Here is an 18,463-nt window from a genome sequence, read left to right on the forward strand (position 1 = left end):
ACCGAGACCTCAGCAGAGGCGCGACTCGGCACCCGAATAGTCTTCGGTCCGTGACGCGATACGTGATAGTCGGTGCCGGTGCGATCGGCGGGGCGGTCGGCGGACTGCTGGCCAACGAGGGCACGGAGGTGCTCCTGGTCGCCCGTGGTGATCATGGCCGGACGATGATCGACAAGGGCCTGACGCTGCGCTGCCCGGATGCGACCGTCACGGTCCCGGCGCCCACCGTGACCGGCCCCGAGGACGTACGCCTGCGATCCGACGATGTGCTCGTGCTGGCGACCAAGACCCACCAGGCGGACGCGGCGATCAACCAGTGGGCCGATGTCGGCGTCTATGACAACGACGAGTTGATCGGCCGTGCTGCCGACCGGTTGCCGATCCTCACCGCGCTGAACGGTGTCGCCAGCGAGGAGATCGCGCTGCGGTATTTCGACCGGGTCTTCGGAGTCTGCGTCTGGATGCCTGCTGTCATGATCGAACCGGGCGAGGTGATCGTCCGCGGAGCCCCGCTGCGCGGCGTCTTCCACATCAGCCGGTACGGCACCGCCGTCGACGGCGAAGCCGATGCTGAGCTGCTGAAGTCAGTGCAGACCGATTGGACGGCCGCCGGCTGCAATGTTGTCCTTCCCGACGACGTCATGCCGTGGAAGTACCGCAAGCTGATCAGCAACCTCGGCAACGCCTTCCAAGCACTGCTGGGCGACAATCCCGGCGCCGAGGAGTTGTCCGAGGCTGCTCGGACTGAGGCCCGAGAGGTGCTGGCGGCAGCGCGGATCCAGGTCACCTCCGACGACGAGGAGCGGGCGGCGCGACAGGACGCGGCCCAGGTCAAGCCGGTGCCCGGCACTCCGCAACACCTCGGCGGATCCAGCTGGCAGTCGCTGTTCCGCGGCTCCGGCAACATCGAGACCGACTACCTCAACGGTGAGATCGCCCTGGTCGGCCGACGGGTCGGGCACCCGGCGCCGATCAACTCCCGGATCACCGCGTTGGCCCGGCATGCCGCGCACACCGGGCAGCGGCCCGGAGACGTCACTGTGGACCAGCTCCGTACGGCCCTCGGCCTCTAGCCGCTCGGATGCGTCTGGTCATCCAGCGGGTCCGGCAGGCGTCGGTCGCTGTCGACGATCAGGTCGTTGGTGCGGTCGACAGGCCGGGACTGCTGATCCTGGTCGGTGTCACCCATGGCGACACCGCTGCCGACGCCGCGAAACTGGCGGACAAGGCGTGGCGGCTGCGGATCATGGCCGACGAGCGGTCCGCCGCCGATCTCGGTGCGCCGGTGTTGGTGGTGAGCCAGTTCACCCTCTACGCCGACACCCGCAAGGGCCGGCGGCCCTCCTGGAGCGCGGCCGCCCCGCAGCCGGTCAGCGAGCCGCTCGTCACCGCCTTCATCGAGGCGCTCAGAGACCTCGGGGCCGAGGTCGCGACCGGTGTCTTCGGCGCCGACATGCAGGTCTCGCTGGTCAACGACGGTCCGGTCACGATCGTCCTCGACTCCTGAAGCGGCCCGCCGGTCGACCTGACACCGACCTGTGAATTGAACCGCGACTGAGGAAGGACGACCCCGGAAGTCCTTTGTCGCCGGTGCCATCAGGACCACCATGGGAGCTGGGTCAAGAGCGCACGAGAGGGGCGATTCATGACTGACATCGGCACCCGGACCGGCGAGACGAACCAGGCCGGGTCCACTCGGGAGGAGTCCTCCCGGACCGGGGACCACCGGAACAGGCACCACCCGTACGACCTGATCGTGATCGGCGCCGGATCCGCGGGGATCGCCGCCGCGGCGGCCGGTCGCAGGAACGGGGCCAGAGTGCTGATGGTCGAGCGGGCCCGACCCGGCGGGAACAGCATCTGGACCGGAACCGTACCGAGCAAGGCGCTGGTGGCCGCTGGACGGGCCGCCCAACTGATGCGTACGGCCGACCGGTTCGGGATCACGCCGGTCGAGCCGGAGATCAACTTCGGCGAGCTGATGCGCGGCATCGAACGGCGGATCGCCGATGCGGCGGAATCGGCGGCCGGCGATGTGGTCACCGACTCCGGGGTCGACGTGATCTCCGGCACCGCGGCCTTCACCGGCCCGGAAACGATCTCCGTGGACGGCGATCCGTACCACTTCGCCAAAGCTGTCATCGCAACCGGAACTGCACCGTCGATGCCACCGATCCCGGGTCTGTTCGACTGCACCCCGTTGACCACCGACACCGTGTGGGAATTGCGTTTCCTGCCGTCGCAGCTGACCATCCTCGGCGGCGGACCGACCGGCTGCGAGCTCGGCCAGGCCCTGTCCCGGCTGGGCGCGAAGGTGACGATCATCGAGCAGGAGGATCGACTGCTGCCCAAGGAGGAACCGGAGGTCAGCGAGTTGATCACCGATCGGCTCCGGGCCGAGGGACTGGAGATCCTGGTCGGAACCTCGGTCGTGCGGGCGTCCAAGACCACTGGACACACAAGGCTTTCGATCACCGACAAGTCCGGCGTTCAGCGGACGATCGAGGCCGGGCGGGTGATGATCACCGCCGGCCGCCGGCCCGTCACCATGGGCCTCGACCTGGCCAGGGCCGGTGTCTCTCTCAACCCCGCCGGCTATATCGCGACCGACGACCGGCTGCGGACCAGCAACCGCAGGATCTACGCTGCGGGCGACGCCAGCGGTGACCGGCCACTGGCCAGCCTGGCGGCACTCGACGGCGAAGTCGCAGCCAGCAACGCGATGCTCGGCTCTGCACGGACCGCGCGTCATGATCTTGGCCCGCAGGTGATCTTCACCGATCCCGAGGTCGGACGGATCGGGCACACCGAGCTGAGCGCGAGCGTCCTGACAGGCGGCCGAGTGAGCAGCCGGACCGGCGACGGCCGGGTCGACCGGGCCATCGCCGAGAACGAGCCTGTCGGGCTCACCAAGATCATTTCAGATGATCATGGTCGACTGTTGGGCGCCAGCGTCGTCTCACCGCGAGCGGGAGAGGTGATCACCGAACTGGCGACGGTGATGCAGCACCGTGGCCGGGTCACCGAACTCGCCGACGTGCCGCACGCCTACCCGACATGGTCCGACCCGATCTGGGATCTCGCCCAGGCCGCCCGCGCCGAACGCAATCCGGGAGCGACGGTGCCGGGCAGGATCAGCGCCGCAGTACGCAAGCGCTGAATCTCCCTGCCCCGTCCCGGGAGCCGCCAACGCGACGGGCCCGGAACCCATCCAGGATTCCGGGCCCGTCGCGTACTCGGTTCGGTGTGTGGCGCTCAGGCCTCGAGCTCGACATCCACCTCGGCGACGACGCCGACCTTGGCGACGACGGCCCGATCGACCGAGACGCCGCCCGGTGCCAGCGTCCGCAGCGTCCAGCGGCCGTCGGCCGCGAAGAACCGGAAGTGGCCGGTCGCGGAGGTCTGCACCTCGGCGGTGAACTCACCCCCGCCGTCGAGCAGCCGGACGTAGGCGCCGGCCACCGGGTTGCCGCCGCGCAGCACCCGGCCCTGGATGACGGCCTGGGTGGACAGATCGATGCCCGCGGTGTCGAGGCCGCCGCTCTTTGCTCCGCACATGCTCAGGCCTCCCCGGGCTGATCGCCGAGCGCGACCGGCACGCCGACCAGCGACCCGTACTCGGTCCAGGAGCCGTCGTAGTTCTTGACGTTCGGCCGCTCCAGAAGCTCGTGCAGCACGAACCAGCTGTGCGAGCTGCGCTCACCGATCCGGCAGTAGGCGATGGTCGCCTTGTCGAAGTTCAGGCCGGCCTCGGTGTAGAGCTCGGTCAGCTCCTCGTCGGACTTGAAGGTGCCGTCGTCGTTGGCCGCCTTGCTCCACGGCACGTTGACCGCGGTCGGCACGTGCCCCGGACGCTGGGCTTGCTCCTGCGGCAGATGCGCCGGCGCCAGCAGCCGGCCGGCGTACTCGTCAGGACTGCGAATGTCGAGCAGGTTGGCCGTCCCGATGGCGGCGACCACGTCGTCGCGGAAGGCGCGGATCGAGGTGTCCTGCTCCTGGGCGGTGTAGGTGGTGGGCTCCCGCTTGACCGCGTCCTTGCTCAGTTCGCGCGCGTCCAGCTCCCACTTCTTGCGTCCGCCGTCGAGCAGCTTGACGTCGGAGTGGCCGTAGAGCTTGAAGTACCAGTAGGCGTACGCCGCGAACCAGTTGTTGTTGCCGCCGTACAGGATGACCGTGTCGTCGTTGCTGACTCCACGCTCGGACAGCAGCTTCTCGAACTGCTCCTTGTTGATGAAGTCGCGGCGGACCGGATCCTGCAGATCCTGCTTCCAGTCCAGCTTGATGGCGCCCTTGATGTGGCCGCCGTCGTAGGCGGTGGTGTCTTCGTCGACCTCGATCAGGACGACCTTCGGATCGTCGAGATGCTCGCTGACCCAGTCGGCCGTTACGAGCGCCTGGTCCCTGCTCATGTGTGCTCCTGGTGGCTTGTCCACGATCTGTTCAAGATGTGGTCACTGATGTTCACTATTCGGATATCTCGCCCGGGGTTCCCGCTGCACCGATCGCGTACGCGTCCGGTCACGGCCCGCAGGCCGGTGCGGTCTCTCAACAAGAACGACACAACGACGAGCGCATGCGGCCGAAATCGGTGGCCAGGCGCCGAGTCAGCAGCAGTGCTCTCGGGCTCGTTCTCATCACAACGGTCACAGTACGGTGCCTCCGGAGCACCTCCAACAGATTCTTCCGAAATCCGAGACGCCGGGCCGGATAGCGAGATCAGCCTCCGGCGAAGGGCGGCAGCACCTCGACCGTCGTGTTCGCGCTGAGCTGCCGCTCCAGATCGGCCGGATGCAGCGCCCGACCGTCGACCAGCAGCGAGCATGCCGCCAGCACCTTGGCGAACTGCTGATCACCGGGCGAACGGGTGCGTCGACCGGTGGCCGCGGCCAAAGCCCCGGCGATCGTGGCCGCGTCGAATACCTCGTGTTCCACACCAGCCGCAGCGCGGGCTCCGGCCCAGTAGTGCAAGCGCACCTGAGTCATGGCGGTATTGTCTCCCCCGAGACGTCGGGGCTCGGGGTAACCTCCGAGCCTCGGGTTGTTTACCACGGGTCGGTATCCACGCCGGCCGACTGCGGGCGCCCACCCTGGGGAGGAACATGGTCACCCTGCTGCTCCTGACCAACGACCGGCAGGCATCTACCGAGGTTCTCCCCGCCCTCGAACTGTTGCCCCATCGCGTGCGGATCATCCCCGCCGAACCCACCGCGTTGCTGGACGCGCCCCGGGCCGACGTCATCCTGTTGGATGCCCGCCGGGACCTGGTCGGCGCCCGCGCGCTGTGCCGGTTGATGGAGACCACAGGCAAGGAAGCGCCGTTGATCGTGATCGTCCGCGAGGGTGGTCTGCCGGCGCTGGCCAGCGACTGGGGCTTCGACGACCTGCTGCTGCCGTCGGCCGGGCCGGCCGAGGTCGACGCCCGGATCCGGCTGGCGATGACCCCGGTGGAGCAGGCCGGCAGCGACACCCTCATCCACAGCGGCAGCATCGTCATCGACGAGGCCGGCTACTCGGCCAAGCTGAACGGCAAGCAACTCGACCTGACGTACACCGAATTCGAACTGCTGAAGTATCTCGCCCAGCATCCCGGACGGGTCTTCAGCCGGCAGCAGCTGCTCAGCGACGTATGGGGTTACGACTACTACGGCGGCACCCGGACGGTCGACGTGCACGTCCGGCGACTCCGGGCCAAGCTCGGTCCGGAGTACGAGTCCGTGATCGGCACGGTCCGTAATGTCGGATACCGCTACGTGATCCCCGTCGACGACGCCACGCCCAGCCGGGTCGAGGCCACCTCCTGATCTCTGGCAGGAGGATTGCGGTGTCAGAGTGGACAACCACAACGCTGATCGGCTCGGTCCAGCGGGCACTGTTACTGCTCGACATCGTCGGCTCGGCCTCCCGACCGTTGCCGGTCAAGGCGCTCGCCGGCCGTTCCGGCCTCAGTCTCGGGACCACCTACAACCTGGTCCGGACCCTGATCCACGAGGGCTACCTGCGCGCCGACCAGGACGGCCTGATCCTCGGGCCGCGATTCCCCGGGCTGTCCGGCAACGACGCGAACGGCGTCTTCCTGGCGCAGGTCCGCCAGACCCTGACCGAGGTCTCGGGGGAATTCGGCGCGGCAGCCTATGTCGCCCGATTCCTGGACGGTGAGGTCAGCGTGGTCGACATCGTCGACGCTCCCAGCCACCCGCGGGCACCGTTGTGGGTCGGCGTCCAGGACAGCGCCCACGCCACCGCGCTCGGCAAGCAGCTGTTGGCCACCCTGGAACCGGACGGCCGGCGCGACTATCTCTCCCGGCACCCGTTGGCCGATCTGACGCCCAACACGATCAAGGACGTCCACGCGCTGCTTCTCCAGCTCGAGCACAACACCGGCGTCGCCGTGGACAAGCAGGAATACGCCCTCGGCACCAGTTGTCTGGCCGTACCGGTCATCACCCCACAGCTGCGGGCCGCGCTGGCCATCTCGATACCTGCCGGTGACGAGCGGATCGACAAACCCGGCAGGATCTTGCTCCGACTGCACGCCGCCGCCGCGAAACTCTCCCTCCGGCTGACCGCGCACCCCTGACCCGGTTCGTCCGCCCGGCTTCACCATCTGAAGATCACGCGGATGTGCAGTTCACAGCCGGCACTTAAGATATGTGGCGAAGGGCGTCGACACCGGCGGTCCAGCACCTCCGGTTTCGATACGTGGCTCGGAGGTGGCTGCCGTCGCGCCGAGCGATGCCGCCCGACCGGTCGTTCGGGCCCCCCACCTCCCCCGAACCGAACGCCCGAGCGTCGTGCGGCCCTCCGGGCCCAAGTCCTTCACCCGGGCAGCGTCAGCCCGGACGCGTTCACCCGGATTCCCGCACGATCAGCCGGTGGCGTACCTTGCTCCGGGACCGACGCGATGCCTGCGCAACCGTGCCGTCGCGCCGCCCCACGGCGATGTCGACGGCCAGCGCCGCGACTTCGGCGATGTCCACCGCCAGCGTGGTCAGCTGCGGGGTGACATAGCTGCCGGCGGCGAGCCCGTCGATTCCGATCACCCGGACGTCCTGCGGCACCTCCCGCCCACCGGATCGCAGCGCCTTCAACGCCCCGAACGCCATGATGTCGTTGAAGCACATGATCGCATCGGTGCCTGGCCGGGAAGCGATGATCTTGGTGGTCGCCTCGATGCCGTGCTCGAGTTGATCACCACCGGCATGTTCCACCGGGACGTCGATACCGCGCGACGCCATGCTGCGTACGAAATCCCGGGCCCGGCCACTGAACGACTCCGGACCGCTGTTGTCCAACATCACCGGCCGCCGGACACCGTGGGCAAGCAGATGATCGGCGACCGCCTCCAACCCGGGGCGCAGGTCGAAGATCACGCCGTCGGGCTGCTCCGGCTTCCGCTCGGCGTCGATCCAGACCGCCGGCACACCAGGCACCAGCTGATCGAGTTCGGTCCTGCCCAGATGGAGGTAACCGATCATCGCATCCACCTGGTCGGCCATCTGGGTGATCATGGTCCGCTCAGCGTCGGCCCCGTTGCAATCCAGCAGCAGCACCGTCCAGCCGCGCTCGGCGGCCCGCGCCACCACCGCTGACGCGAATTCCGGATAGTACGGATTGAGCAGGTTGCTGATCACCAGCCCGAGGGTGTGATGATCATGACGGACCAGGCCGCGACCGAACCGCGACGGGTGATAGCCCAACGTGCGAGCAGCATCCAGCACTCGCTGCCGGGTCTCGACGCTGATCCCGGCCATGTCGTTCATGGCCCTGGTCACGGTCTGCCGGGAGACCTGGGCCAGCTCGGCCACGTCACGGATCGTGACCCGGCGTCCGCCGACTCCCAGTGTCGCCAATCTGCCCCCTACCGCTTACTGCTTCAGATCCAGCCAGGCCAACTGGTCGGCAGTCAACTCCACACCGAGACCCTGCATCGAGGACCGCGTCTCCGAGATCGTACGGGGACCGAACAGCGGAAAGGTCGGGAAGGGCTGCCCGAGCACGAACGCCAGTGCGATCGCGGTGGCCGGGACGCCCAGCTCGGCACCCAGCTCCTGCGCCCGCCGCAACCGTTCGAAGTTGTCGTCGCTGTAGTAGCAGCGCACCAGCTCCGGATCGCTGTGATCATCGGGCCGGGCCGGCTTGGCGAAGAAGCCGCGCGCTTGCGAGGACCACGGCAGCAACGGGATCTGCGCCTCGGTCAGCCACTTCTTCGACTCCGGATCGGTGACGTGGCGACAACCTGCCCAGGGCACGTCGTACGCCTCGGCCAGGCCGAAGTGGTTGCTCAGGACGCTGAAACCCTGCCTGCCGTTGGCCTTGGCGTAGCTGTTGGCCTCCTCGAACCGCTCCCTGGTCCAGTTCGATCCGCCGAACACCTTGATCCGCCCGGCCCGGTAGTGCTCGTCGAGCACGTCGACGAACTCGCCCACCGGGATATCCGTGTTGTCCCGATGCATCATGTAGATGTCGGCGTAGTCGGACTGCTGGCGCTCCAGGGATTCCAGCAGTTGCGAGGTCAGCGACTCGGGGTCGCAGTGCGGGGTGTGGGCGCCCTTGACGATCACCACGACCTGGTCGCGTACGCCCCGGTTGTGCATCCACTGGCCGAGCAGCTTCTCATGTCGGCCGCCGCCGTAGATGTAGCCGGTGTCGAAGGCATTGCCGCCCAAGCTGAAGAAATGGTCGAAGACCGCCGAGGCGTGAGCAAGATCAGGTTGGTTGTCGCAGCCGAAGACCACCCTCGACATCTGCTTGCCCAGGCCGTCGATGGTGCCGTACTTCATCGGCGGGGTGTGGGATCCGGGTCCCGGCGCGGTGACGGCCAGCGGTTCGCCCGAGACCGTCGGGATGTCGGCGTCATCGGCCTCGAACGGGTAGACCAGGCCGATCGCCTCGCGCCACAGGTCGAGCACCTTGGCATTGCCCAGCGTGTCGTCCAGGCTCATCTCGACCGGGCCGACACCAGGATCCTCGTCCAGCGCGCGGGCGAGCCCGTCGGCCTCCAGCGCGTACGGGAAGTGACCGGCGTAGCTGCGGGTCTCGGGATCCTCGCCGACGACCGTGATGATCACCTGCGGGTCCGCCGAGAGCGTCCACGGATCGGCGATCTCGATCTTGCCAAGCTGGCCGTAGATCGTCACCGTGTTGGTGTCCTGGAGCCGGACACCGGTGCGGGCCGAGGCGGTGACGCCGCCCGGAAAGCTCAATCGGGCGACGGTCCACTCGTCGACACCGGTTGCGCCGATGGTCCCGGTGGCGCTGACGGCTGTCGGGTTGACGAACGGCTTGCCGACCGCCGCGCCGGCGATCGCCCGGGCGTAGCTGACCGGGTAGCCGCCGACGTCGAGGATGCCGCCGCCGGCGGTGTTGGGATCGAAGAGCCGGCCTGTGGTGCCGCTACTGCGAAACGCGAAGCTCGCATCGATGTGGGTCAGCTCGCCGATGACGCCGTCGGCCACCAGCTTGAGCACATCCCGGGTCTGGGGATGGAAGCGATACATGTACGCCTCCAGCAAGCCGTTGCCGGTGTCCCGCGCCACATCGACCATGGTCATCACCTGGCCGTTGTTGGGTGCCAGCGGCTTCTCGCACAGAACGTGCTTACCGGCCCGCAGCGCCTTGATCGTCAGCGCCGCATGGGTGGTGTGCACCGTCGACACGTACACCGCATCGACATCCGGCGAGGCAAGGATGTCGTCGTACGAGCCGAGCACGGCGTCGTCGCCGAGTTCGAATTCGGCGGCGAACGTACGGGCACGTTCGAGATCGGAACTGCCGGCACCCACCAGCGTGCCGAACCTGCTGTGCGGGAGCTGGGTGGCGAAACGGCGGGCGATGTTGCCGGGGCCGAGCACGGCCCAGCGGAGGGAGCGGGTCATCTTTGAAATCATCCCTTACGGACGGCGGGCTGCCGCCATAGCTCTGACGAATGCTCTGACGAATCGGGCTGCTGATGAACTGGAAGCGTCCGGATCGACGACGGAGCTTCACGCTAGTTGATCATCTCCGCCCTGGTCAATCCGCCCGCCGACACTTCATAGCGGACTGCTATTGACATCACATCGGCCAAATGACACGCTCTGACCGGAGGGGTCCGTGAACGTTCACGTAATCCCTGCCCGGAATCATGTTGATCATGATGCCGCTGAACCACTACTCAACGCCGAGAGTGAGAGCCGATGGCCTTCTCCCGAAGATCGTTATTAGCCGGTACGGCTGGGCTCGGAGCCCTCGCCGCCGGCGGATTGTCCGCGTGTGGCAGCAGAACGTCGATCTCGTCCGATCCCAACGAGCTCGTCATCTGGTACTGGGACCGCTCCATCGATCCTGCCCTGTTGTCCATTGCCGCCAAGCAGATACCCGGCACCCAACGACATCTGCGGGCAGACATCATCGGCGGATCGTTCGACACCAAACTCCGGACCAGCCTGGCCGGCAACGCCTACATCCCCGATCTGACCAACATCAACTCCAACGTGTCGCTCTACTTCCCCAACGAGGACATGTTCCTCGACCTCGACGAGTTGGGTGCCCAGAACTACAAGCACCTCTACTTCGACTGGAAGTGGGAGCTGGGAGTCACTCCGACCAACCACTTCCGATTCTTCCCGCTGGACACCGGCCCGACCGGCTTCTATTACCGCCAGGACGTCTTCGACAAGGCGAAGATCCCGTCCGATCCGGAGTCCGTCGGTGCGGCGATGAAGACCTGGGACGAATTCATCGAGTTGGGTCAGAAGCTCAAGCGCAATGTCGGATCGTTCATGGACATCACTGCCGGCCAACTCTTCGGCCAGTACATCAACGCCAGTCCGCAGCGATACTTCGACAAGGCCGGCAAGCCGCTCTACATGAACCAGACCAGCACGATCCGCGACGCCTGGAACATGGCAGTCAAGGCGATCAAGGCCGGCATCACCGGCAACCAGCAGGTCAGCACGGATCAGAACGCTGCTTGGGAAAGCGGCAAGACGGCCGGCCACATCGAGGCCGTCTGGTGGGCTCAGATCCTGGGCGATACCGCCCCGGACACCAAGGGCAAGTGGCGACTGGCCAAGCAACCGGTCCGGGCCGGCAACAGCGGCGGCTCGTTCATCTGCATCCCGCACACCTGCAAGGACCCCGAGGCGGCGTTCAAATTCATCACCTGGTTGAACAATCCGCAGAACCAGGCGCAGGCGTTCAACAACATCCAGTTGTTCCCCTCCGCAGAGGACTCCTTCACCTTGGGCACCATGAAGAGCAACACCGGCTTCTTCGGTGACCAGGATCCGCTGACCTTCTTCCTGGAAGCGGCCAAGGAGGTGCCGACCTCCTTCATCAGCACCTACGAGGCCCAGGCCGCGTTCTTCGGCACCGAGATCACCAACGTCGAGGCGGCCGGCAAGAATCCGGACCGGGCCTGGGATGACGCGGTGGCCCAGACCAACAAGATCCTTCGGAAGCGAGGGGTGAACGTATGACCGTCACCAATCCGGCGATTCCATCGGCCCGCGTCGCTGACGAGCCGTCGACCACCGAACGCAGGCCCCGGAACCCGTTCAAGCGGTTCTGGCCGCAGTACGTCGCGGTCGCACCCTTCTACATCCTCTTCCTGGTCTTCGGAATGTTCCCGTTGATCTTCTCGATCTGGCTGTCGTTCAACGACTGGGACGGCATGGGCCAGATGAAATTCGTCGGTCTCGCCCAGTACCGGTTCTTGATCACCGACAGCCGGTTCTGGCTCGCGGTCGGCAACACCTTCCTGATCTGGATCATGTCGACGATCCCGATGCTGTTCCTGGCACTGGTGATCGCCTTCCTGCTGCACACCAACATCAGGGCCAAGGGCTTCTACCGAGTGGCCTTCTTCATCCCGAATGTGACCAGCGCGGTCGCGATGGCGATCGTCTTCGGGTCGATCTTCTCCAACAGCTTCGGCATCATCAACTCGTTCCTGAACTGGCTACACGTGTCACAGGTGCCCTGGTTGTCCAATCCGTGGGGCATCAAGGTCGTGATCGCAGTCATGGTGATCTGGCGCTGGACCGGCTACAACTCGATCATCTACTTGGCCGGGTTGCAGGCGGTCTCGACCGAGCTGTACGAAGCAGCCCGCGTCGACGGTGCCAACAACTGGCACATCTTCTCCCGGATCACCATCCCGATGCTGCGTCCGGTGATCTTGTTCACGGTGATCACCTCAACCGTCGGCGGCCTGAGCCTCTTCACCGAGCCACAGGTGTTGTTCGGCAACACCAGCAATATCGGCGGCCCTGCCGACGGTGGCCTCACCATCGTGCTCTACCAGTACTACCAGGCCTTCAACCAGTTCGACTTCGGTTACGGAGCGGCGATCGCCTGGGCACTGTTCATCATCGCGGTGGTCTTCGCGATCATCAACTGGCGTCTGGTCAGCGAGCGTGAGGTCGACGGTCAGAAGGTCTTCAAGGTGTCCAGGAAACAGCGGGCCGCGAATGCGTCCGCCGAGCCGACGGAGGTGGCGGCGAAGTGAGCACGACCGTAGAGACCCCACCGGCCACGACCACCCGGTTCGGCGATCCGACCAAGACGTCGGCCAACGCCCGGACCCGGTCGATGGTCGGCCGGATCGTCACCCACGTCTGCATCATCATCGGCGTGATGTTCTCGATCTTCCCGTTCTACTGGTTGCTGGTGATGTCGACCCAGACAACGGCGCAGATCTTCGGCTACCCACCCAAGCTGTGGTTCAGCACGCACCTGTGGGAGAACCTCAACGCGGTGGTGCACGACGTACCGCTGTTCCAGTCGCTGCTCAACACGTTCCTGGTGTCGCTGGCGGTCGCCGTTCTGGTGATGTTCTTCGACTCGCTGGCGGCCTTCGCCTTCGGCAAGTACGAATTCCCGGGCAAGAACACGCTCTTCGTTCTGTTGCTGGCGACCTTCCTGGTGCCCGGCAGCCTGTCCCTGGTTCCCAGTTTCGTGCTGATGAGCTGGCTCGGCTGGACCGGCAGCTTCGCCGCCCTGATCGTCCCGGGCGCGGCGAACGCGTTCGGGATCTTCCTGCTGCGGCAGTTCGCGCAGACCTCGATCCCCAACGAGATGGTGGAGTCGGCGCGGGTCGACGGTGCGGGATTCTTCCGGACCTGGTGGAGCATCGGCGTGCCGATGATGCGGGGCGGTGTCGCTTTCCTCGGCATCTTCACCTTCATCACGACCTGGAACGACTATGTGTGGCCGTTGATCATCCTGGTCAACCCCAGGCGGCTCACCTTGCAGGTGGCGCTGTCCCAGTTGAACGCCATCTACAGCACCAACTTCGGCGAGGTGATGGCCGGCGCGGTGATCAGTGTCGTCCCGCTGATCGGGATCTTCATCATCGGCTCCCGACACTTCATCGCCAATATCGCCGCCGGAGCCATCAAGGGCTGACCTCCAACCCGCCGAGAAGTCACTTCTTCCTCAATCTGTGCGGTGTGTCGTCGCAGGTGCCCGGCTCGACCGGACGACACGCCGCAGAATCAGGGAGAAAGTGACCCCTCGGCGGGTGCGGTCAGCGCAGCGACTGGACCTTGGCGTTGAGTCGGCGGATGTAGGTCGGGATCGTGCCGGGTGGCCCCGAGCGCCGCAGGTATTGGGTGCCGCCGACGATCTGACTGAAGATCATCAGGATGAAGGCGATCCCGTGCAGGGTCCCCGCACCGCTCGCCCAGCCTGCCAGCGCACTGCCCTCCAACGTCCCGTACATGCCGATCAGGACGGCGACATAGCTGACCACGTGGGCGACCAGCGACAACCGGAAGCGCTGCCGATACCCAGGGTCGGACGCGCTTCCGGAACCAGTTCGCCAGACCCGGAGCTCGGTCTGCCAGCAGAGGGCATTCGCCGCGCAGCACAGTGTCAGCAGCAGCGCCGCGATCGCGGCCATCAGCCGGAAGCCGTAGCCCTCGAGGGCAGGCGCCAGGCCGACCACTGTCGCGACCAGGGCGAGCAGGCCCAGCACGGCACCGACGAGGGCCAGAGTGCGCTGGGTCGATGCCCACTTCAGATCGGGGTTCGCGCCGGCGATGCCCACATCGCCGGGACCGGATTCGTGGTTCGCTTCGGGGTTGGTGCTCTCAGTCATAACCGAACAAGCCTAGTCAAGGACTGTCGCCGCTGCCGATACCGTAGGTCCGTGGACACCGGCGGCGGGCATCAGCGTTACACGGCGGCAGCGACGTCGGCACTGCCGTCCGACGATCGCGAGACGCTGCTGGAGATGGCCCGCCAGACCGCCGGCTACGACGGTAAGCCACCGTTGAATGACGAGGCGCTGCAGGCGATCCAGTATCCGGAGTCGCTGCCGCCGTCCCAGACGCCGCTGCACGTGACCGTGCATCGTACGGTGGTCGACGAATCGGGCGCGGAGAAGCTCGACTGGGTCGGCTACGCGTTCCTGCGCGACCAGCACTCCGATCCGACGGGGTCGCTGTTCGTCATCCCGGATGCCCGTCGCGCCGGCGCCGGACGGCGGCTGCTGGCCGCCTGCATCGAGGCGGCGGAGAGTTCGGTGCGGATCTGGGCGCCCGGCAACTCGGTCGCCGCCCAGACGCTGGCCGCCAGCGCCCATCTGGTGCCCGTACGGGAGCTGCTCATCATGTCCAGACCGCTGTCGGCGCCGATCCTCGAGCCGGAGCTGCCGGCCGGGGTCAGCATCCGCGCCTTCCGGCCGGGGGCCGACGATCAGGCCTGGCTCGAGGTCAATGCCCGGGCTTTCGCCGATCATCCCGAGCAGGGGCGGGTCGGTCTGGACGGCCTGCGGGCCACCATGTCCGAGCCGTGGTTCAACGCCGCCGACTTCCTGCTGGCGGTCGACGAGTCGGGCCGGGTGCTCGGCTTCCATTGGATGAAACAGCATTCCGACAGTCAGGGCGAGGTGTACGTCCTCGGCGTCGATCCGTCGTCCGCCAGGCGTGGCCTGGGCAAGGCGCTGTTGCGGGCCGGACTGATCCATCTGCGCGACGATCTCGGACTGGGTGAGGTGATTCTGTACGTCGAGGGGGACAATGATCCGGCGGTCGGCCTGTACGTCCTGAACGGCTTCGACGTCGTGAACCGCGATGTCCTCTACGGCCAGCAACACCAGGAGTGAGACGAGGAGTGCAGATGGATACGACCGACACCGATCTGAACCAGGCCGGGTTGGAGCGGGAGCTCAACCAGGCCGGCGCGCTGGGCGACGGTGAACGTCCGGCGGATCCGGATCACGCGAACGGCAATCCGGTCGCCGATGAGCAGCCGGCCTCCCCCATCACCACGCGTTCGGCCATCGCCGGCGCACCCGCTGACGCCGATCCCGATCAGGACGTGATGGCCGGCAGCCAGACGCTGCTGCTGGACAACGGTCCGGCGGCGACCGGTCGTACGAATCCTGTCGGCCGGGTGCTGGCCGATGCCGAGGACGAGGACGAGGTCAAGGACCTGCCGGCCAACCGCTACCTCGACCGCGAGCTCAGCTGGCTCGCCTTCAACAACCGGGTCCTGGCGCTGACCAAGGACACCGTACGGATCCCGCTCCTGGAGCGGGTCCGGTTCCTGTCCATCTTTTCCGGCAACCTGGACGAGTTCTACATGGTCCGGGTGGCCGGCCTGAAGCGGCGGATCGCGGCCGGTGTCGCGGTGCCCAGTGTCAGCGGGCTGATGCCGAGGGAGATCCACGAGGCGATCCTCACCCGCACCCGCGAACTGGTCACCGAGCAGGCCCGGGTGTTCGCCGAGGAGGTCCGTCCGGAGCTGGCCGAGCATGGCATCGAGATCCTGCGCTGGGACCAGTTGACCAGCGAGGAGAAGGCCCGGATGCGGCAGCTGTTCGCCGACCGGATCTTCCCGGTGCTGACCCCGCTGGCGGTCGACCCCTCGCACCCGTTCCCCTACATCTCCGGGCTGTCGCTCAACCTGGCGGTGATGGTCAAGAATCCCGACACCGGGGCCCGGCAGTTCGCCCGGGTCAAGGTGCCCGATGTGCTGCCGCGCTTCATCTCACTCTCCGAGGGCCGGTTCGTCGCCCTCGAGGACATCATCGCCAGACACCTCGACCAGCTCTTCGGCGGACTGGAGATCGTCGATCACCACGTCTTCCGGGTGACCCGCAACGAGGATGTCGAGGTCGAGGAGGACGACGCCGAGAACCTCTTGATCGCGCTGGAGAAGGAACTGCTGCGACGCAAGGTCGGACGGCCGCCGGTCCGGCTCGAGGTGTCGGAGACGATGGACGCCAAGATGCTCGAGTTGCTGATGACCGAGTTGGACATCAGCGAGAACGAGGTCTTCAGGCTTCCGACGCCGCTGGACCTGGTCGGCCTGTCGGCGGTCGCCGACCTCGATCGGGCCGAGCTGAAGTATCCGACCTTCGTGCCGAAGACCCATCCGCACCTGGCCGAGGTGGAGACCGCCAAGCCCGCCGACATGTTCGCGGCGCTGAAGCAGCGCGACGTGCTGCTGCACCACCCGTACGATTCGTTCGCGACCAGCGTGCAACGCTTCATCGAGCAGGCGGCTGACGACCCGCAGGTCCTTGCCATCAAGCAGACCCTGTATCGGACCTCGGGCGACTCCCCGATCGTCGACGCCCTGATCGACGCCTCGGAGGCCGGCAAGCAGGTGCTCGCGGTGGTTGAGATCAAGGCCAGATTCGACGAGCAGGCCAACATCGCGTGGGCGCGGCGGCTCGAGCAGCACGGCTGCCACGTCGTCTACGGCCTGATCGGACTCAAGACCCACTGCAAGCTGGCGATGGTGGTCCGGGACGAACCGGAAGGCCTGCGTCGCTATGCCCATATCGGCACCGGCAACTACAACCCCAAGACGGCCCGGCTCTATGAGGACATGGGGCTGCTGACCGCGAATCCGATCGTCACCGAGGACATCGGCCGGCTCTTCAACCACCTGTCGGGGATGAGCCAGGAGCGCGAATACCGCCGGCTGCTGGTGGCTCCCCACGGGATCAGGACCGGACTGATCGAGCGGATCGAGAACGAGATCGAGCACCGCCGTGCCGGTCGTCCGGCCGGGATCAAGATCAAGGTCAACTCGCTCGTCGACGAGGCGATCACCGACGCCCTGTATCGGGCCTCGAACGCCGGGGTGCCGATCGACCTGTGGGTCCGTGGCATCTGCACCCTGCGGCCGCAGATCCCCGGTGTCAGCGAGAACATCCGGGTCCGCAGCATCGTCGGCCGGTTCCTGGAGCACAGCCGGCTCTACTGGTTCGCCAACGGCGGCCGGCCGAATGTCGGCATCGGGTCGTCCGACCTGATGCACCGTAACCTCGACCGGCGGGTCGAGGTGCTGGTCTCGATCACCAATGCGGCTCACATCGCCGAGATCGAAGATCTTTTCGATGTCGCCTTCAACGAGCGGACAGGGGCGTGGTGGCTGAGTGGCGACGGTACCTGGCACGAGCGGGTGCTGGACGACAACGGCCAGCCGCTGCGTGATCTCCAGGAGATGTTGATCAACCGATCCGGCCGCCGACGGACCAAGTGATCATGAGAGTGTTGATCATGAGAGTATTGACCATGAAGATGTCGACCATGGCCGCGGCGGTTTCGTGAGGGTGATCCAGGCTGCAGGTGCCGTGGTCTTCCGGCGTCGTGGTGAGGTCACCGAAGTGCTCGCGGTGCATCGTCCCCGGTATGACGACTGGTCGCTGCCGAAGGGCAAGCTCGAGCCCGGCGAGACATCGCCAGCCGCAGCGGTCCGGGAAGTCACCGAGGAGACCGGACTGCGGGTCCGGCTGCAGGCCCCGCTGGACAGCTTCTCCTATCGCACGCCGAAGGGCGCCGGGAAGACGGTCTCCTGGTGGGGCGGTTCGGCGGTCGACGAGCCGCAGCCGCAGCGCGCCGCACCGGACGACGGTGAAGATCATCCGGAGCTGCTCGAGGTGGACGAGGTGGCCTGGCTGTCGGTCGAGGAGGCCGACCGGCGACTCGACTACGACCTGGACAAGACGCTCCTGGGCCAGGCGCTGGAGCAGCCGATCACCACGCCGTTGATCATCGTCCGGCATGCCAAGGCGATCAACCGCAAGGACTGGCACGGCACCGACCCGGACCGGCCGTTGCGACCGCGCGGCAGGGTGCAGGCCCGGCAGCTGATCGGGCTGCTGGGAGCGTACGGCGTCCAGGAGCTCTACAGCTCCCCCTGGTTGCGCTGCACCGCGACGCTGCAGCCGTACGCGTTGGACTCGCGGCTGAATTCCCAGACTCTGGCGATCCTCAACGAGGACGAGGGATCGGACGATCCCGATGGCGTCGCCGAGGCGATGGACCAGCTCCGCGAGCGTGCGGTCACCGACCACGTGCCGATCGCGGTCTGCGGCCACCGGCCGGTGCTGCCGCACATGCTGAACGCGCTCGACCTGCCCGAGCGAGCCCTGGGCACCGCCGAGTGCGTGGTGGTCCACCTCACCGACACCGCCGACGTGCACGCGGTGGAATTCCACCGGCCGCTGGCCTGATCGGAA

The 18,463-nt window shown here is 66.6% G+C and carries 17 protein-coding genes; 11 read left to right on the forward strand and 6 right to left on the reverse strand.

Going from position 1 to position 18,463, the window contains the following annotated elements:
* The first annotated feature begins 50 nt into the window (after positions 1-50).
* The 3 genes from IEY07_RS08060 (at position 51) to IEY07_RS08070 (ending at position 3,160) form a co-directional block, all read left to right on the forward strand.
* On the forward strand, positions 51-1,073 hold the full coding sequence (locus IEY07_RS08060) for a ketopantoate reductase family protein (protein ID WP_188894677.1): 1,023 nt from the start codon (positions 51-53) through the stop codon (positions 1,071-1,073).
* A gap of 8 nt (positions 1,074-1,081) precedes the next feature.
* A complete protein-coding gene (gene dtd, locus IEY07_RS08065) occupies positions 1,082-1,507 on the forward strand; it encodes a D-aminoacyl-tRNA deacylase (protein WP_188894678.1) in 426 nt (141 codons plus the stop codon).
* A 138-nt stretch (positions 1,508-1,645) separates the two neighbouring features.
* The gene (locus IEY07_RS08070; protein WP_188894679.1) at positions 1,646-3,160 is read left to right on the forward strand and encodes a dihydrolipoyl dehydrogenase family protein; all 1,515 of its coding nucleotides are present in this window, start codon (positions 1,646-1,648) and stop codon (positions 3,158-3,160) included.
* Positions 3,161-3,255: 95 nt separating this feature from the next.
* On the opposite strand, the gene IEY07_RS08075 is transcribed toward IEY07_RS08070, so the two are convergent.
* The 3 genes from IEY07_RS08075 to IEY07_RS08085 all read right to left on the reverse strand — a co-directional run bounded on the left by IEY07_RS08075 (position 3,256) and on the right by IEY07_RS08085 (position 4,983).
* Entirely contained in the window at positions 3,256-3,558 is a 303-nt protein-coding gene (locus IEY07_RS08075; RefSeq protein ID WP_188894680.1) for a DUF1416 domain-containing protein, read from the reverse strand.
* Positions 3,559-3,560: 2 nt separating this feature from the next.
* Positions 3,561-4,409 carry a sulfurtransferase gene (locus IEY07_RS08080; RefSeq protein ID WP_188894681.1) on the reverse strand — a complete coding sequence of 283 codons (849 nt, stop codon included), beginning with the start codon at positions 4,407-4,409 and terminating at the stop codon, positions 3,561-3,563.
* 307 nt (positions 4,410-4,716) lie between these two features.
* Entirely contained in the window at positions 4,717-4,983 is a 267-nt protein-coding gene (locus IEY07_RS08085; protein WP_188894682.1) for a MoaD/ThiS family protein, read from the reverse strand.
* A 116-nt stretch (positions 4,984-5,099) separates the two neighbouring features.
* Between IEY07_RS08085 and IEY07_RS08090 the strand changes: the two genes are divergently transcribed.
* The gene (locus IEY07_RS08090) at positions 5,100-5,801 is read left to right on the forward strand and encodes a winged helix-turn-helix transcriptional regulator (RefSeq protein WP_188894683.1); all 702 of its coding nucleotides are present in this window, start codon (positions 5,100-5,102) and stop codon (positions 5,799-5,801) included.
* Positions 5,802-5,821: 20 nt separating this feature from the next.
* Positions 5,822-6,577: an IclR family transcriptional regulator gene (locus IEY07_RS08095; protein WP_188894684.1), complete on the forward strand. Its 756-nt coding sequence runs from the start codon at positions 5,822-5,824 to the stop codon at positions 6,575-6,577.
* Between the two features lie 268 nt (positions 6,578-6,845).
* Here IEY07_RS08095 and IEY07_RS08100 read toward each other — a convergent pair whose 3' ends face one another.
* Positions 6,846-7,850 carry a LacI family DNA-binding transcriptional regulator gene (locus tag IEY07_RS08100; RefSeq protein ID WP_188894685.1) on the reverse strand — a complete coding sequence of 335 codons (1,005 nt, stop codon included), beginning with the start codon at positions 7,848-7,850 and terminating at the stop codon, positions 6,846-6,848.
* A 15-nt stretch (positions 7,851-7,865) separates the two neighbouring features.
* Entirely contained in the window at positions 7,866-9,875 is a 2,010-nt protein-coding gene (locus tag IEY07_RS08105) for an aldo/keto reductase (protein ID WP_188894686.1), read from the reverse strand.
* 300 nt (positions 9,876-10,175) lie between these two features.
* Here IEY07_RS08105 and IEY07_RS08110 point away from each other — a divergent pair, with 300 nt between their 5' ends.
* The 3 genes from IEY07_RS08110 to IEY07_RS08120 are packed head-to-tail and all read left to right on the forward strand — an operon-like array spanning position 10,176 to position 13,389.
* Positions 10,176-11,459 carry an ABC transporter substrate-binding protein gene (locus IEY07_RS08110; RefSeq protein ID WP_188894687.1) on the forward strand — a complete coding sequence of 428 codons (1,284 nt, stop codon included), beginning with the start codon at positions 10,176-10,178 and terminating at the stop codon, positions 11,457-11,459.
* On the forward strand, positions 11,456-12,490 hold the full coding sequence (locus IEY07_RS08115) for a carbohydrate ABC transporter permease (protein WP_188894688.1): 1,035 nt from the start codon (positions 11,456-11,458) through the stop codon (positions 12,488-12,490). The genes IEY07_RS08110 and IEY07_RS08115 overlap by 4 nt, the downstream gene beginning before the upstream one ends.
* On the forward strand, positions 12,487-13,389 hold the full coding sequence (locus IEY07_RS08120) for a carbohydrate ABC transporter permease (protein WP_229669841.1): 903 nt from the start codon (positions 12,487-12,489) through the stop codon (positions 13,387-13,389). The genes IEY07_RS08115 and IEY07_RS08120 overlap by 4 nt, the downstream gene beginning before the upstream one ends.
* Positions 13,390-13,510: 121 nt before the next feature.
* Here IEY07_RS08120 and IEY07_RS08125 read toward each other — a convergent pair whose 3' ends face one another.
* Complete coding sequence (locus IEY07_RS08125; protein WP_188894689.1) at positions 13,511-14,083, reverse strand: hypothetical protein; 573 nt, start codon at positions 14,081-14,083, stop codon at positions 13,511-13,513.
* Between the two features lie 51 nt (positions 14,084-14,134).
* Between IEY07_RS08125 and mshD the strand changes: the two genes are divergently transcribed.
* The 3 genes from mshD to IEY07_RS08140 all read left to right on the forward strand — a co-directional run bounded on the left by mshD (position 14,135) and on the right by IEY07_RS08140 (position 18,457).
* Complete coding sequence (mshD, locus tag IEY07_RS08130) at positions 14,135-15,091, forward strand: mycothiol synthase (RefSeq protein ID WP_188894690.1); 957 nt, start codon at positions 14,135-14,137, stop codon at positions 15,089-15,091.
* Between the two features lie 14 nt (positions 15,092-15,105).
* Positions 15,106-17,484 carry an RNA degradosome polyphosphate kinase gene (locus tag IEY07_RS08135; protein WP_229669842.1) on the forward strand — a complete coding sequence of 793 codons (2,379 nt, stop codon included), beginning with the start codon at positions 15,106-15,108 and terminating at the stop codon, positions 17,482-17,484.
* Between the two features lie 70 nt (positions 17,485-17,554).
* A complete protein-coding gene (locus tag IEY07_RS08140) occupies positions 17,555-18,457 on the forward strand; it encodes an NUDIX hydrolase (protein ID WP_229669843.1) in 903 nt (300 codons plus the stop codon).
* Positions 18,458-18,463 lie beyond the last annotated feature (6 nt).

This window comes from Microlunatus endophyticus (genome assembly GCF_014646195.1).
GTDB classification, from domain to species: Bacteria; Actinomycetota; Actinomycetes; order Propionibacteriales; family Propionibacteriaceae; genus Microlunatus; species Microlunatus endophyticus.

Bases quoted from the DNA above. Each gene is read 5' to 3' on its own strand.
- IEY07_RS08085 (WP_188894682.1), bottom strand. From the start codon at position 4,983: ATGACTCAGGTGCGCTTGCACTACTGGGCCGGAGCCCGCGCTGCGGCT.
- IEY07_RS08070 (WP_188894679.1), top strand. From the start codon at position 1,646: ATGACTGACATCGGCACCCGGACCGGCGAGACGAACCAGGCCGGGTCC.
- IEY07_RS08135 (WP_229669842.1), top strand. From the start codon at position 15,106: ATGGATACGACCGACACCGATCTGAACCAGGCCGGGTTGGAGCGGGAG.
- IEY07_RS08075 (WP_188894680.1), bottom strand. From the start codon at position 3,558: ATGTGCGGAGCAAAGAGCGGCGGCCTCGACACCGCGGGCATCGATCTG.
- IEY07_RS08125 (WP_188894689.1), bottom strand. From the start codon at position 14,083: ATGACTGAGAGCACCAACCCCGAAGCGAACCACGAATCCGGTCCCGGC.
- dtd (WP_188894678.1), top strand. From the start codon at position 1,082: ATGCGTCTGGTCATCCAGCGGGTCCGGCAGGCGTCGGTCGCTGTCGAC.
- IEY07_RS08115 (WP_188894688.1), top strand. From the start codon at position 11,456: ATGACCGTCACCAATCCGGCGATTCCATCGGCCCGCGTCGCTGACGAG.
- IEY07_RS08080 (WP_188894681.1), bottom strand. From the start codon at position 4,409: ATGAGCAGGGACCAGGCGCTCGTAACGGCCGACTGGGTCAGCGAGCAT.
- IEY07_RS08090 (WP_188894683.1), top strand. From the start codon at position 5,100: ATGGTCACCCTGCTGCTCCTGACCAACGACCGGCAGGCATCTACCGAG.
- IEY07_RS08110 (WP_188894687.1), top strand. From the start codon at position 10,176: ATGGCCTTCTCCCGAAGATCGTTATTAGCCGGTACGGCTGGGCTCGGA.
- IEY07_RS08105 (WP_188894686.1), bottom strand. From the start codon at position 9,875: ATGACCCGCTCCCTCCGCTGGGCCGTGCTCGGCCCCGGCAACATCGCC.